Source organism: Trichococcus ilyis (assembly GCF_900109135.1).
In the GTDB taxonomy this organism is placed as follows: domain Bacteria; phylum Bacillota; class Bacilli; order Lactobacillales; family Aerococcaceae; genus Trichococcus; species Trichococcus ilyis.
This window is the reverse complement of the sequence record NZ_FNYT01000029.1, coordinates 1-14883: the sequence shown is the minus strand read 5'-3', so window position 1 is coordinate 14883 and position 14883 is coordinate 1. Positions and strand designations below refer to the sequence as shown.

Here is a 14883-nt window from a genome sequence, read left to right as displayed (position 1 = left end):
TTCACCCCCGCTTTCTTTACAGTAATGTGGATAGAAGGACAATAACCATAATCAAGAACGATGACGCACTCAGTACCATACCCGCTTTTTGTTTCTGACTATTGACTTCCAGGAAGGTTTTGAAGGAATGATTCAGTTCTTCTTTTTCTTTCGCATACATTTCTAAATTCGCTTCTTTGCGCTCTTGCTCGGCGTGGGTTTTTGCCATAAATAACTGGTACTCTTTTTCTACCTTATCCACTTCCGCACGCAAAGCAGCGATTTGCAGGTCTTTTTCTCGCAAAGTTTCTTCCAAGTGTTCCTGTGCCCTTAAGCGATAGGTTTCCGCTTTGATTCGGTATTGCTTGCTTTTTTCTGTTTGTTGGATTTCCCGTTCCATCCCGATAAATTCTTCCAGCCATTTCCCTTTATTCGTGGAAAGTTCTGCGGCTGTCTGATCATCAAACTCTGTCAAGAGCGTCTGACGTTTTTTGAGCAGCTCTTCTTTTGCTTCCTTTTGGCTGGTTGCCAACGCTTCAAGAAGTGCCGCCCTTAATCGCTGCTTTTCCTCTTGAATGGTGTTTTCCAGCTCTGCTTTTCTTCTGGCATATTCTTGTGTCAAAAATGAATTCCCTTTTTCGGCCAATTCCTCTTTTTTGATCCGCTCCTTCTCTCTCAAACGATCGTCCAACTGGGTAAGGGCATATCGATAATTCCGTTCCAGAATAGCTTGCTGTTCTTGTTGTTCTTCTTCAATTCTAAGAAGGAAGAGGTGTCTTTCTTCCGCGTACTGTTCTTTCGCTCGCGCTTCCACATTTTGCAGAATTTCCTCGTATTCTTTTTCCTTCATTATCCGGAACGCCGTTACTTTCCCTTCCAAAATCTTTTCCAATTCAGCTGTTTTTTCCGCTTGAAAATACGCGAATGACCGTTCATGAGAAAGCATTATATTTTCTAATAGCTGTGCTTTCTCTTGTTCCCGTTCCAAATGAAACTGCGCCAGTTGCTTCTCGTAAACATTTTGTTCGGAATCAGCCAGAACCGTTTGCCAACCGCTTATTTTCTGACGGATTGCCCACAATAGCTCTTTTTCAAAAAAAAGGGACCCTGATTCTATTATTGGGGTTTCTTCCCGGATTTCTATTTCTGCTACAGCGACATCCTGCGGATTATTCCTTTTTGAAGGTCCTTCCTCTTCGCTCTCTATTGTCAGATTCTCCGGATGTCGTTCAGACTGCTCTGTATCTTCCAACTCACTTTCGGCTAACGCCCACTCTGCTTCCGTGAAATCTTGGGTGAAATCATATTCCTTCACAACCTGCAGTGTCTCTGAAAGATTTTCCTGATCCGGATCCTTTTTCTTGAATGCAGGGAGCCAGCGTTTACTTTCTTTTTTCTTCCGCACTGTGACTTCTGGTCCGATACTTTTTAGCAATTCTTTTTGCAGGTTCTCAAAATCAGGAAAATCCATATGATTTGAGAGGAAATATTCTTCCAAGTAGGACGCCAATGAAAAATACTCCTGTTGCACTTCATTACTTTTCAATTCCAACTTCAACAGTGCAGAAGAAGATTCCGTATCCGTTTGCTTAATTTCCAATTGGGGCATTTCAAAAAACGAACTGGTTTGAACGGCCTGATAGGCCTTCATTTGACTCTCCGCTTCGAATAACGTAACCTCACGCGGGTTCTTCCCCACAAAGCGTTTAAACGCCTTCGGCATATGGCTATACGTAACATACAGCATAGTGTTCCTCCTTTCTTGGCAAATAAAAAAGGACTCTTCTGGTATTCCTTCAGTCCCGTTTATACGCTATTCACTTTTTTAAAAATTCGAAATTTGTTGTAGCCATTCTGCAAGGGCTCCTGCACCCCAGATTAAAACAGCCCCAATGATCAGGCCCACCACAGAGCTTTTCGCTTCACGCAGCCCCTCTCTGCCGCCAGTAACTACTTTAAATCCTAATATGGCAATAAAAACAACCAGTACGCCGATTCCGATACCTTGCAGCAAATTTGTAATATCCCCCGTAGCTTGGTTCAAACTACTTTGTAAATTGCTCGTTAAAAGAATAGATTGAAGTATCATGGTATTTCCTCCTACGTTCTTGGATTAATTATCTACTTGTTCTTTCGGTGTAGGCATATCGGCTTCAACCAACAGCGCTACTTGTGGAACGATTTGCGTTGGATTCTGTAGTTGCTCTGCCAGGCGTTTGTTTATTTTTTCTTGCTTGTGGTAATCCAAAATGACGGCTTTAAACAGTTTATACTCCGTTGAAGTCCGATCAAAAAGCTTTCCTAATGCTTCTTGAAGCATTTCGTCTTCAAAAGCTTTGACACTTTTCCCTTCCAGGGCGAGTTGCTTTTTATAGAGTTGATTGGCTACCTGGGTGTCTAATGCAATGGTCATGGGATCCCTTCCTTTCTTCAAATTTCGCAATAAGTAATAAAAAAAAGGTTGCTCTCTTTCATGCATGAGAAAACAACCTTGTAGCTATTCATTTTATGTTGCGCTTCCTCTGGTAGCATCCGTTGAATAGAGGCTGCCATTGCTTGTTGAAAGCTTTCTTTACCGCTTTGAAACAAGGCGTAAAGAAAGTCTTCGCTATGGGCTCCGCGAATGTCATCTACGCAAAAATTCACTTCAGTAATTTCGGTAGCGTTTTGTCCCAAAATAACGGTAAAAAGCATTTCCAAACCATAATTTTCCAATTGCCAATTGACTTTGAAAACCTGGTGATTTTGTTCTGAAAGTCGGTAAATGTCCGTAATCTCAATCTGTGGTTCCGGTAGGCTATAGAAGTATCCCAATAAATCATTGGCTGTGATATTCAATGTTTTCGTGATTTTTTCGACACTTGCATACTGAATTGACCGATTCTGCTGTTTAGCAATCTTGGCTATGCCATTGTAGGTCATGCCGCATTGCTTTGCCAGTTCGTCATACGTCATTTTCCGGTTACGCAGTACCGTTTCAAGAGTATTCTGAATCTTCTTCCCCTCCTTCTGCTTCGTAGAGATGCTTCCGGCATTTACTCGCAAACAGCCACTCGGCTGTATTAAGCGCTTCGTCTTCGCTCGCTTGCGTGAACAACAAGAATCCTGGCAAAGATGTAGCTCATGTTGTGCGAGAAATAACGGATAAACCTAATGTTGCTATTGCGGGTATCCCCCTGGATCCCTCCGACCGTCGTTTTCTCGAACGATATCTTTTAGAGCATAGCAGGCGGTTTCTACCGCCAATAGTCCGTCCACTCCGACCGACATAGGATTTTTCAAGAGCTCCATACGCTCCTTCCCTTTCGGGTATTTAGTTGTCACAAGAGCAATTTAAAAGTTTTCATTCAAAAAAACTTTTATTCTCATGAAAACTTTTCATTTCACTATAGGTTTATTATAGCACAACTGGTTGAAATCACAAACGATTTTTCTTGTAATATACTACTCTTTTGTCTTCCGCTTTACTTCGCGTTCTTCTGCCTTTTCTATCAGCTTTTCCTTCACTTTTCGGGCCGATTTGTATGAGGTCACTTCCACGTATTTCGCATAATTTTTAACATCTTCTTTCCAAAATAAGCGGGTATAGTAATATTTTTTATCTCCAAATATGTGCACAGGAGTTAAAATTCCATTACTTACATCACGGGTAATCCGCGCATTTTCTGCACCTGTTTTTTCTGCAAACTCTGCTTGAGACAGACAGTAACGTTCCAGTACTTCTGTGAGTAATTCTTGCCGGAGTGGTTTATCGGCGTCTAACGTTTCGTAAAATAGTTCTCCTTCCGTTAACAAATGATTCATTACTTGTTGCGCTAGTTCAGGATCATTCTTAATTTGATTGAGTATCTGATTGTCTGGCATGTTGTCTGGCATGTTCTTTCCCCTTACTTTTCAGGACAGCTGCTCATTTGCGCGCCTGCTTTGATATTTTTAAAGGTCTCTTACACGTCAAAATTGAGTGCGAAAGTAGGGACCTCTTCTGTTGGTGATTCGTCTAACGCTATGATTTCAATCCAGTGTAGCGCCAGTTTCTTGAAACTGATAAAAAAGTAAGCCTTTGGATCGCGAATCGTTGCATTTGTACGCAAGTGGCGCAAGACGTTATACAGCGTGGTTAAATACCCTTCCTGCAGGTCCTGACTGTATGCACTCGTGTCTGCAAAGAAATAGACTCCAAGGGGCTTCCCGCTTTCTTTTTCTGCAGATTTCGTAGCTTGAACGACGGTTTCAATGGTTTCTAAAAACAGACTATAGTCCTCTCGGACGTATTTCACGAGAATTTCTACAAAGCGCTCCCCGTATGTTTCCACCAACTCTTTTTCTTGAATCGCTTGTTCAATCATAAAAGCATCCGTATTTTCCGGAGGTGTTTGAAAAGCATGGTTGAATGCCTGGTTTTGTAAAACGTCCGCGACGCGTTGATCTTTATACTCTTTATTATCTTTATGTTTAGTATTAGTAATATAAGTCTTATTAGGTAGCAGAATCTGCGACACTGGACTAGCAGATTCTGCTACACTGTGAAAAGGTTGATCTGGCGCTGTTTTATTCAGTCTAGCAAATTCTGCTAGACTGTTTTGATCTTGATTTGACGGTGTTTTTTCCAGTCTAGCAGAATTTGCTACACTGGGAGATTCTGCACTCTCGGACTCAGAATCTTTTGATACAGTTAGGATATCTTCTCCCGTTTCAGCTTGATTAATCTGATAAATGTCATCAACTGTGATTTCTGGCTTCATCAAATATAACCGAAAGGGTGCGTTGAATTTCTTTTGTTCTTGACTCAACAAATTCGCGTCCATCAGTTCTTTTTTGATATTGGTGATTTTACGAGGCGACACATTCAAAATTTCTGACAATGTTTGATTCGTGTAGACAAAGTACAGTGAGTCCGAAGAATCAATCCACTTATTTTTGATAGATAGCTGCAGTCGATCCAGCAGCAAAGCATATAAAATTTTGGCATCGTTAGAAAGCTTTTTGTATTTCTCATTCGTGAAAAAAACTTTTGGCATTTGGTAGTACTTCATGCCGTATTGTTCTTGCAGCGTAAAAAATAGATTATGGGTTTGCATAGAAAAATTTCCCTTCTCAAACAAAAAAATGTAGTAAGGGAAGTTTCGAATCAGTAAAGGTATCCGTATTTACACGAACATAAAATTATCGTATACTGAAGTTGCGAAGTTAGAAACTTCCCCTACTCCTACTCCTAAGACAGGTGGGTAGGGGATTTTTTTTGTATTTTTTTATATTTTAACAAAATAAAAACTTTTAACAAATAAAAACTTTTAATTTGATAAAAGTTTTTATTTGTTTTAGAAATTTAAAATTACTAAGGATAGTATCGTGCTACCATTTATTTAATACTTGAGGTGAGTTAAAGATATCTCAAAAGAAAATAACTGTAAAGGCTTATTTTATAAGGGTGTAAGCGATTTTTGGTGAAATTGTAGATTTGTAGACCCATCTACATGTAGATGGGTAGATTTGTAGATAAGTAGATTTGTAGACTCGTCTACTTGTAGATTCGTATACTTCGGGTGGATTAGTAAAATATTTTAAAACACTGTTAAATTGGGGTTTATAGGAAATCCTTTTAGTGATCAAGTTATATTTTGAAAGTAGACGTGTAGATGTGTAGATTTGTAGACGTGTATATACGTCTACAAATCTACACGTCTACATGTAGATGTGTAGATTTGTAGATGGGTAGACGGGTTTGGTTTTTATGTTTAGACAAGGTGAAATGCGTAGAATAGAGTATGAGTGTACGGACATAGACACGTATACATAAAGACCATGTAGGATTAGTATTGAACGTTGAGGTGATAACGTTTGGAAATTTTAAAACTGCATTCCTAATAATTTATAATGGAGGGTAAATCCATTATAAATTATTAGGTTCTACAAAATTTTTTTTAATAGTTAGGAGAGGGAAGGGCTATATGCGGATTTGGAAAGACTACTAACAGAGCAGGAGTCAAGCATTTATGAATCAAAAAAATATCTACAAACCTGCTCGAAAGTTCTTTTTTGTCAATTCCACGCTCAATAATTGTCGTGACTCATTGAAATAAATAATAAAGGTATTTTCCTTATAGTTAAAATTTTTGAAATCCAAATTCGCTGCTTCCTCCCATGTCACCTGAACTATTTACGAAAACGGAAAAGAACGAACCATCTCATTTAAAAAAATTGGCAGTAAAAAGTAATCAGGCTGATTGTTCACGCACCGGTAGGATATCAACCTCTAAATAAACCAGAATCAATGTCCTTATATTTATTCAGTTCATTCCTGTATTATCTTTTGAACCACGCCATTTCACTACATTCAGACCGTGTGATCTGCTGATTGCTATTTGGTTGGAGTGGCTTAGATATTTTAGTGACTAGTTTTTTGTTTTCGGATCGACTTGCATTGGCTCAAAAATGTATAGACGCTAGTTGTTGGGCACTTAATAAGGGCAATGCGAACTGTGTTTTGGTGTTCATTCAACAGAGACAATTGAGTCATTAACCCTTCCTACTTCATTACACTCCTTCGATTAATACTCGGTATTTCATACTGATGCCTAACATAAGAGAACCTAAAAAGATGATTCTCTTATGTTAGGCAATTTAAACTACGCGATCCTAGTTGTGGGATGTGCTCATTACCAATAGATTCTATTCTAAGTAGGAGTATTTCAAAATAACTACAGGGATATATTTCATCGAACATGTAATCATCTTTAGTTTTACATGTAGACGCGCCTACATGTCTACACATCTACACGTCTACATGTATACAAATCTACATGTAGACGTGTAGATGTAACCTGTCCTAAATGACTTATAATAGGCGCCTGTTAGGTTATTTTGAAGACTATTGAATAAAAATGTATATGCGTCTACAAATCTACATGTAGATTTGTAGACTATTTTGTTATTTGTATTTTGACATGGAGATATAGTTAGTATATAGTAGAAATACACAGATGTAGACTCGTCTACATGTAGATGATGAGGAGGTAGTGTTGAATGAGTAAGGTGATAACTTTTGGAAACTTTAAAGGGGGAACTGGTAAGACGACCAACAGCGCAATGATTGCTTACACATTGTCTAACCTAGGATACAAAACATTATTGGTTGATTTAGACCCTCAAGCTAATGCCACTGCTTTATGTTTAAGAACAAAGCAAAGAATAACTAATAATATCGTAACATTTGATAAAACACTTATGTCAGCTGTAGCAGAAGGAGATTTATCTGACATTATTATTGATATCAAAGAAAATCTGTTCTTATTACCTAGTTTTGCTGACTTTACGTCTTACCCATTATTTCTCGAAAAGAAATTTCCTAATAATCAATTTGGAAGAGTGACCTACTTCAATACACTGCTGTCAGAAATAAAAGAAGAATATGATTTTGTCCTTGTGGACGTTCCACCAACATTAAGTTCATATACAGATTCTGCTTTATTTGCTTCTGATTATACGATAATCGTACTTCAAACTCAGGAGCGCTCTCTGGTGGGGGCTGAGGCTTACGTTGTTTATTTACAAGAGCTGATTGATAATTATCATGCTGACTTTGACATTCTAGGGGTTCTTCCAGTGTTATTGAAGAACAACTCTAAAGTAGATGAATCTACTTTAGAAGTTGCCCATAATAAGTTTGGTTCAGAAAATATCTTCAAAACGTTGGTTAAAAATATGGAACGTCTAAAACGCTATGATATTATCGGAATTGTCGATTCTCGATTAGACTCAAAAGCAGATATGCATGATAGACGAGTAGCGGAATTGTACGAAAAGGTAACCAGAGAAATGTTAGAAAGATTACAACAGAAAGAATTGAAGTAATCCCCCCAACATTAGGAATGGAGAATCAAAATATGGCAAAAGAACTGATTAAAAAGAATTCTTCCCTTCAAAGGGGAGCGGATATTAAACCTAAGGAAATATTTGATAGAAACTCAATATATACTGTTACAGAGGACGCTACTCCAGAAGCTAAAGTTATTCCTAAGAGAATAAAAACTTCCGAAAAAACAACCACAATCCGGTGTTCTGCTATGACTTCTAACAGACTCAATGCAATTGTAACTTCTTTTGGTATGGATAGTGTAAATGAGCTTTTGGAAACCTTACTAGATAATTACGAAGCTTCTCTGACCACCGACGAAAGGCGAGAATTAAAGACATTGATCGAAGTCTATAATCGTAAGAATAAAAAATAAAGTTTAACTTCACTACAAATAGGTTAGGCCCTATATAAATTCGAAAAATATTTATCATGAACTTAGAAAAGATAGAAAATGAATGGTGTTAAAATGGTAAATAACATTTTAACATTATGGGGAGAAGAGGAGGGTTGTCTTTGTGAGCGGATTTCTAAAAAAAATACCACAAGACTATTTAGATGACATGCTAGTGCGTCTTGCCCACCATTCAGCAGGGATAGAAGGAAATACGATATCATTGCCTGCGACTGTTTCGATTATTTTGAATGGCACACTGCCCGTTAGCGGTGGGGCAACTGTACATGAATTTTACGAAATTGAAAATCATAAAATAGCTTTTTCTAACCTAATGGATCATTTAGAGAATAATGATAAACTTTCTGTGTTCATTATCAAAGAAATCCACGCCGATTTAACCGATAGGCTTCAATATGATAAAGGCCAATTCAAAAAAAACGACAATCTGATTATAGGTGCAGAATTCCAAACAGCTACACCAGGGGAAACGCCATTTCTTATTCAACAGTTGGTGGATAACCTAGAATACCGGCTGGAGAATGCAGCTACTGAAGAAGAAAAATTAGAGAGCATTTTAGATGCACATATTCAATTTGAACGGATCCATCCGTTTTCTGATGGGAATGGACGTACAGGTCGTATGCTAATGAACTATTCATTGCTACAAGAAGGATTCCCGCCTTTGATTATTGAGAAGGAAACCAAAGCGACTTATATTGAATTACTAGCGAAACAAGATTTAAGAGGCTTTATGTCTTTTGCCAACAAAATTTTAGCAAAAGAGCAGAAGCGTATGCAAGCATTTGAGAATATGAAAAAAGAACAAATAAATTTTTAGGAATGATAGGTTCTAAAGTAACTAGAGGTGGCACTTTCCTGTCAAGGAAAGTGCCACCTCTAGTTTATTCTTTGTAATTTAATGCGACCTTTGTTAGGTTGAGTTCCTCTGTCATTAAAGTAGCGTCCTGATAGTGTATTTTTCTTTTTATTGAAAGTTAATTGATTAACACCTGTATGATGTCCAGATTCTACATTAAAATCATCACTTTGATTCTCATAGATGAAGTCGAGGCAGGTGATAAGATCATTATCCCTAAGTATTCGGGCTAAAGAACTATTGGAACTGGAATCTCCAAAAGTTGATACAAAGCTGATATGTGTAAAGGTTTGAGAAATGCATAGTTCCATATCTATCTGCTTTTCTTTATCAAAACTAGAAATTAATATTCCTTTATACGAACCGTTTAAATTGGGAATCCCTGTCCATTTACTGATGAAAGACCATTTCCATAACCATTTATCGAAGAGAAGAAATAGAGTTTTATAAATTATAAAGGGGGTAAATGCAATAGAAAATAATGAAAAACGAGATAATTCAGAGATCACTGGGTAAGTATCTTGAATGTTAATGAGCTTTTCTATAACGCCTGTTTCTTCAAGAATTAAGAAGATTACAACAGATAAGGTTATGGAATAAAGTTTAATAGAGCTTCTAATCATACTTTCTACAGAATAGGGGTGCATTCAATTACTCCTTTCTCGGTTGAAATGGTCACCGTTAACCTCTTGTCTTTCCCCATAATAAGGAGAATTGTATAAGGAAAATAGTTGCTCTTTTTTTCGGCAGTTAATTCCAAAATTGTGAGCTTGTCTCTCTGACTAGGGGTGGGAGGGATATTGGGATGAGTGTGCCACTCTCCTAAATAATTTAATTCTCCCTGAGTTTCCTGCCATAGACTATCTATGATTTTTTGCGCTCTCTTGCCATCTCTTATATATGCTAAAGAGAAGAGTTTCTTACCTTTAATAGATTCCGCCTTATCGATAAAAATAGTCTTCCGATTTCGGGAAATTTTTCCAAAGAGAACTCCTCCCGTTTCCCAGTACCGTGCATGGCTATATTCTTCTTCAATTTTATCTAAGGCTGATTTTTGGATACAAAGAGCGTAAGGAAAAGATTGCTTATTCATCAATTCTACGTATAGATACTGATCGATCATCTTGGTGTCTCCATTTGGGAAGGATATCCATTTCATTATGGCGTGCCTCTTTCATTTTACCAATCCAACAATAGTGATAATTACCGTTTTTTTCTAACCCTTTTCTATTGATTAGATAGTCTACTAAATTTTGTGTAAATAACTGCATATCAAATCCAGAATAAGGCATAAAACGACTTTGACATCCTGCCTCCGCCCGCGAATACTGATTAGGATTGCTAGTAATTCCAATTTTAATATTTCCTGCGGAATCGAAAATATAGTCTTTTGTTTTTTCGTCAATCCTGTCATTCAAGATCAGGGCATGTCCTGCTACCAAAAATGGTTCTACCCATGCTATTATGGTTGGTCTCTTTATTTTTCCGGATTCCAGGAACTGAATAATTTGTTCCTCGATATTTTCGTCTCCTGTCGCAATTACTAGTACATTATATTCTTCTTTGGTCAGGTTTTCGTCTTTCCCGAGAAGTTCTCGATAAAAACTGTGGGTATAGGTATCAATTTTTATAGATGGATAGTTAGCATTTATTCTGCTAGCGACCGCTAGTGACTTGGGATATCCCATATTATCCACGCCGCACAAATGTCGGCCGATATTTTCGCTTTTTAGTGATTGATTATCATGCAGGATAAGTTTGGAGAAATCCCCTGTATCACTGAGACTTTTGCTCAGAAAGCTGCCTAGCGATCCACAACCTACTACATAGGCTGTTTTAGCATCGCTACCTGGAATACCCTCTCCTCCACGAGTTAGAACCCTCACATGAGACAAGTCTTCTACACTCAAGCGGGTGACTCTTTTCCCTCGATTGAATGTTATAATTCCCCTCATAGCTTTTTCCTTTTTTACCCTTCCTTTTGGGAATACCATACTGGGGATAGTTAGAGCCACTAAACTCTTAACCGGCAATTCCTCATTTTTAATTCCTAAAATAATTAAATTAAATTTGGAAGGAGAATGGTGCGTGCGTAGGAAATTGAGAAAAAAGGGAAAGCAGGCCTCATATTTTAACAACTGGTATAAATCTTGAATAGTCTCAATGGGTTTCCCCAATGTTGTTTCTTCCACTGGTAAATAGGCAGCTACTTCGCAATATTTTTTTGTAACAAGCGAAAGATTGTCAGAAAGATTTACGATTGATTTCACACTCACGTGGGGACTCTTGACTACCATGCATATATCCTGATTCCTAGTCTCAAAAAAATGGGAATCTAAAAGAGTAGGCGAATTATAATCTTCCAGCATCGAGTAGATTTTCGTGGGCTGGTTGTTTCCCCAAAGGTCCAGAAATTCATAGGGATATTCTGAGAGGTTACCTTTTTCTTTGGAGTTTTCCAACAGTACTTGTGCCCGCTGCAAAGTTTCTACAGCAATCTGAGAATAATTTTTATAGTCATGCCTATCGGAAGCCTCTTCAAATAGGCATAGGCGGTTACCTACAATCATGTGAGCAACCTCAAAACTTAAAGAACTTTTCTCCTTTAGGTAAACTTGTAAGAAAGAAAATGGATAGTCTTCAGGGATAATTACTTCTACTTTCACCTCTTCTTCCCTTATATCGAGAGAAAGCTCGATTTTGTTATCAGTGATAACCGAGTGATATCCATTTTCTTGAAATATTTGATTAATCTCTTCAAGCGTAATGTCTATTTTTTCCACCCACACTTTCCGGTTGATTTGTTTTTAGGTAATCCTCGCCATTTTTATTTTCCCTGTTTCCCAAAGGAAATCTGCTGCCAAATAATTCTCTCAATACTTCAGAAGCTTCCCGTTCGTTTGGGGAGTCATATATAGCATCATTAAATTTGTTCTTTAGGGTTTTCAGATCTTCCAGTAGAGTTTGTTGTTCGTTGTAGGTATAACTGGAGAGAAGATCTTCATTCTTCGGTCGAACAGGCTTATAGCAGGTAAAATCATCTTCCAAGCGATCGATGATATTCGTTATGGTTCCGAGTAAAATAAGGGAGTCATTATCATCTGAATAAAAACACTCCGACGCAAGAATAGTGATGGTGATTCCTTTCAGATTAATTGAATTATGGTGTGTCCAAGCTTTTAAATATCTTACGGTTCGCCGAAGCACTTTTCCATGTTCCTTTACTTTCTCCGTAAACCAATCTGATAAAGCTTTAGGGTCACTTATCTGCCAGTCTTTTGTAGTGTGCGCAAGATAAGCGACGTCGTTCCCTGTGTCGTCTTTACCCATAATATAGATAGGTAAATCAATATGGTAGTTGTCTTGGTAATTCACCCGTATACAAGTATCTTTGTCAGAAATATCTTTTGTATGCCCTTTTACTGCGGAGAGGATATCATCATGTACGGAACGTGGGGCTGGCCAATTAGTTTGATCGGTTGCATAGCCTTGAAGATAGACACCGTTATCCAAATCGAAGTCCTCCTCTTCTTTTGGCATAATGGCAGTATGCATGTGAAATGATCCCTGTGAGCTGTGCTTTGGTGCTGATAAACCATTATCGATATAAGAAGCGTTGATTTTCTCCCTTAAAGCCTCTCTACCCCTGCGTATATTTTCTTTGTAGGTATCCGTTAAAACAATTTTTTTATTGAAAGCAGAAAATAAATTTGACAAGTCATTCATTAATATTCCTCTTCTCCATTTTTTAAAGTACAGATTATTCCTTTGGTCCTATTATAACAGTGTGAAATCCAAGTATCTACTATATATAGTTGCTTTTTTTGTTTAGATGTCTATATATGGTTATTTTTAGATGTAGCGCATTCCTATAGGTAAGATGTTTTTCTGAATCATATTCGTGTATATGTGCTTAGAACAGACATAGGGTTCTCAGAATTAACTGACAATTCAGGGTAAAATCTCTTGATAAAATTCAGGGTATCTCTGAGAATCATTTCTTCCAGAAGAATGAAGACTCCTTCTATTTGAAGCACTAAGCATTATGTTTCATATCTGCTCATAGCTACTTCATAAAAAGGACTAGTTTGGGATTTTTTCTCCTGAAATTAGGGTGTTTAAGGAAATTATTTAAAAATCGTAAGAAAAACAGTAACCTCTTACTGAGAATAGACAGAAAAACCCCTCTTCAAAGAATAAGGAGGGGATATTTCGTTTTATACTACTTTAAAATTTTCCTTTACCTCTGAAGATCCGTCGAAAATAGCTTCCATTTGGTCACAAATCGCCATGATTTCATCGATTTTTTCGACAATACGCTCTTGTTCCGCGAGTGGAGGAAGAGGGACTAATAAATTATTCAGCACTTTCATTGGGGGTATATTTTTGATGGCGGAACCTTTTCCTTGAGCTCCATCAGTATGAATAACATGATTAAAAATCAATCTAAAATATTGTTTATTAATTGTATAAACCCGAATCCTCATTAAGGCTTGATTTATAATTCCTAATCTTGCACCGTCTGGGATAATATACGATTTACCAATTGTTCCTGCACAACTGACTATTATATCTCCGGGCATAACTGTATTAGATGCCATTTTTTCTTCATAGTAGTCTTTAGTTATAAAGTATTCTCCCAGCGTACAATCACTTTGAATAGCATTCTTTTGCTCATATACTTTTATAGATTCTAACGAATCCTCTACGAATATACTTTTGGTTAATGCACTTCCAAATGGGCCTTTTTTAAAAAAACCTAAGTCTCCCAATCTAGTCCATCTCCAATTTTTCGGAATTTCAAATGGAATTTCATTTTTATCAATTTCCAGCAATGGTTTTTCTTTCTTAATCTTTTTCTCTATAACCAGCTGTTCTTTTTCAGCCTGTATCTTTTCGTATAGAACTGAAGCTGGTTCATCATTTTCTTCCTGCTCCACTAAAACACCTCTAATGGCGTCTTGAAGAGCTGTTTGACGTATGTTTCGGATGATAGACAGCGCCTCTTCCTTTTTGGTGCCGATCTGATTAATAATCGCAAAAATTTCTTCAATTTTTGCGACAATACGTTTTTGTTCTTCGAGCGGTGGGAAGGAAATTAATAATTTTACCAAGTTATTTTTACTTATCCTTTTTCTTGTTGTACCGGAAGATTTAGCCATGACTTGCATTTGAAATAATGGTGACATCATGGCATACATCATATATCGCGAATCATAGACTTCTTGGTTGGGTTTCATTATACAAACATCCACTGATGTTATTTTTTTCCCATTTATTTCTGGAAGTAATGTCACAAGCATCTTATCACCTATGAGACGGTTTATAAGTAAATCATTGGTTGTTATTTCCGTACAATTCAATTTATTGAATGTTTCATATGAAATATGCTTGTAATTTTTTTCTAAGAATTTACCAAATCCAACGCTTGTCAGTGCTAAACTAAATTGAACAGTTTTCGATGAATAAGATTGAACACTTTCACCAAAGAATATCTCCAATCCTGTATACTTTTAAAGGTATCTTAGGTTATTGGAGGACGAAAGGTGAAGAAGAAGTTAATGTTATATTTGGAAATTCAACAGATGAAGGAGCGGGGCTTTTCCATCCAACAAATCGCAAAGCAGTTGAAGGTATCCCGCACAACGGTTTATAACTACATGGAGAAGACACCGGAAGAAGCTTTCGAATGGGTCAATTCATTAAGTTCGAGGAAGAAGAAATTGGACCCATACAAGGATTGGATTGTTGCTTGGCTTCAAGAGTATCCGCATCTGA

Annotated in this window: 15 protein-coding genes; 4 read left to right on the top strand and 11 right to left on the bottom strand. The window is 37.3% G+C overall.

Annotated elements, in window-relative coordinates; translation table 11 throughout:
- Nucleotides 1-16: 16 nt before the first annotated feature.
- The 6 genes from BMX58_RS11930 to BMX58_RS11905 form a co-directional block, all read right to left on the bottom strand.
- Complete coding sequence (locus tag BMX58_RS11930) at nt 17-1726, bottom strand: coiled-coil domain-containing protein (protein WP_068624278.1); 1710 nt, start codon at nt 1724-1726, stop codon at nt 17-19.
- Between the two features lie 78 nt (nt 1727-1804).
- Nucleotides 1805-2068, bottom strand: a complete 264-nt coding sequence (locus BMX58_RS11925; RefSeq protein ID WP_068562555.1) for a TrbC/VirB2 family protein — start codon at nt 2066-2068, stop codon at nt 1805-1807.
- A 24-nt stretch (nt 2069-2092) separates the two neighbouring features.
- The gene (locus BMX58_RS11920; RefSeq protein WP_068562556.1) at nt 2093-2392 is read right to left on the bottom strand and encodes a hypothetical protein; all 300 of its coding nucleotides are present in this window, start codon (nt 2390-2392) and stop codon (nt 2093-2095) included.
- Nucleotides 2393-2409: 17 nt separating this feature from the next.
- Nucleotides 2410-3024: a helix-turn-helix domain-containing protein gene (locus BMX58_RS11915; RefSeq protein ID WP_068562557.1), complete on the bottom strand. Its 615-nt coding sequence runs from the start codon at nt 3022-3024 to the stop codon at nt 2410-2412.
- A 399-nt stretch (nt 3025-3423) separates the two neighbouring features.
- A complete protein-coding gene (locus tag BMX58_RS11910) occupies nt 3424-3855 on the bottom strand; it encodes a hypothetical protein (RefSeq protein ID WP_068562558.1) in 432 nt (143 codons plus the stop codon).
- 68 nt (nt 3856-3923) lie between these two features.
- The gene (locus BMX58_RS11905) at nt 3924-5057 is read right to left on the bottom strand and encodes a replication initiator protein A (RefSeq protein WP_068562559.1); all 1134 of its coding nucleotides are present in this window, start codon (nt 5055-5057) and stop codon (nt 3924-3926) included.
- A gap of 1945 nt (nt 5058-7002) precedes the next feature.
- Here BMX58_RS11905 and BMX58_RS11900 point away from each other — a divergent pair.
- The 3 genes from BMX58_RS11900 to BMX58_RS11890 all read left to right on the top strand — a co-directional run bounded on the left by BMX58_RS11900 (nt 7003) and on the right by BMX58_RS11890 (nt 9066).
- Nucleotides 7003-7830 (top strand): ParA family protein, encoded by an 828-nt coding sequence (locus BMX58_RS11900; protein ID WP_068624280.1) that lies wholly within the window; start codon nt 7003-7005, stop codon nt 7828-7830.
- A gap of 32 nt (nt 7831-7862) precedes the next feature.
- Nucleotides 7863-8207, top strand: coding sequence for a hypothetical protein (locus tag BMX58_RS11895; RefSeq protein ID WP_068624282.1), 345 nt, complete (start codon nt 7863-7865; stop codon nt 8205-8207).
- Nucleotides 8208-8394: 187 nt separating this feature from the next.
- Complete coding sequence (locus BMX58_RS11890; protein ID WP_084254006.1) at nt 8395-9066, top strand: Fic family protein; 672 nt, start codon at nt 8395-8397, stop codon at nt 9064-9066.
- A 59-nt stretch (nt 9067-9125) separates the two neighbouring features.
- On the opposite strand, the gene BMX58_RS11885 is transcribed toward BMX58_RS11890, so the two are convergent.
- From BMX58_RS11885 to BMX58_RS11865, 5 genes are all read right to left on the bottom strand, one after another.
- Nucleotides 9126-9752: a Cap15 family cyclic dinucleotide receptor domain-containing protein gene (locus BMX58_RS11885; protein ID WP_068624286.1), complete on the bottom strand. Its 627-nt coding sequence runs from the start codon at nt 9750-9752 to the stop codon at nt 9126-9128.
- Nucleotides 9734-10228: a Mov34/MPN/PAD-1 family protein gene (locus tag BMX58_RS11880; RefSeq protein WP_068624288.1), complete on the bottom strand. Its 495-nt coding sequence runs from the start codon at nt 10226-10228 to the stop codon at nt 9734-9736. The genes BMX58_RS11885 and BMX58_RS11880 overlap by 19 nt, the downstream gene beginning before the upstream one ends.
- A complete protein-coding gene (locus BMX58_RS11875) occupies nt 10191-11888 on the bottom strand; it encodes a ThiF family adenylyltransferase (RefSeq protein ID WP_068624290.1) in 1698 nt (565 codons plus the stop codon). The genes BMX58_RS11880 and BMX58_RS11875 overlap by 38 nt, the downstream gene beginning before the upstream one ends.
- Nucleotides 11863-12831, bottom strand: coding sequence for a CBASS cGAMP synthase (locus tag BMX58_RS11870; protein WP_068624292.1), 969 nt, complete (start codon nt 12829-12831; stop codon nt 11863-11865). Before BMX58_RS11870 ends, BMX58_RS11875 begins: the two co-directional genes overlap by 26 nt.
- A gap of 491 nt (nt 12832-13322) precedes the next feature.
- Nucleotides 13323-14606: a restriction endonuclease subunit S gene (locus BMX58_RS11865; protein ID WP_068624294.1), complete on the bottom strand. Its 1284-nt coding sequence runs from the start codon at nt 14604-14606 to the stop codon at nt 13323-13325.
- A 45-nt stretch (nt 14607-14651) separates the two neighbouring features.
- On the opposite strand from BMX58_RS11865, the gene BMX58_RS11860 reads away from it, so the two are divergent.
- Nucleotides 14652-14883 (top strand): helix-turn-helix domain-containing protein (locus tag BMX58_RS11860; RefSeq protein ID WP_113649407.1); only part of this gene is annotated, 232 nt, incomplete at its 3' end.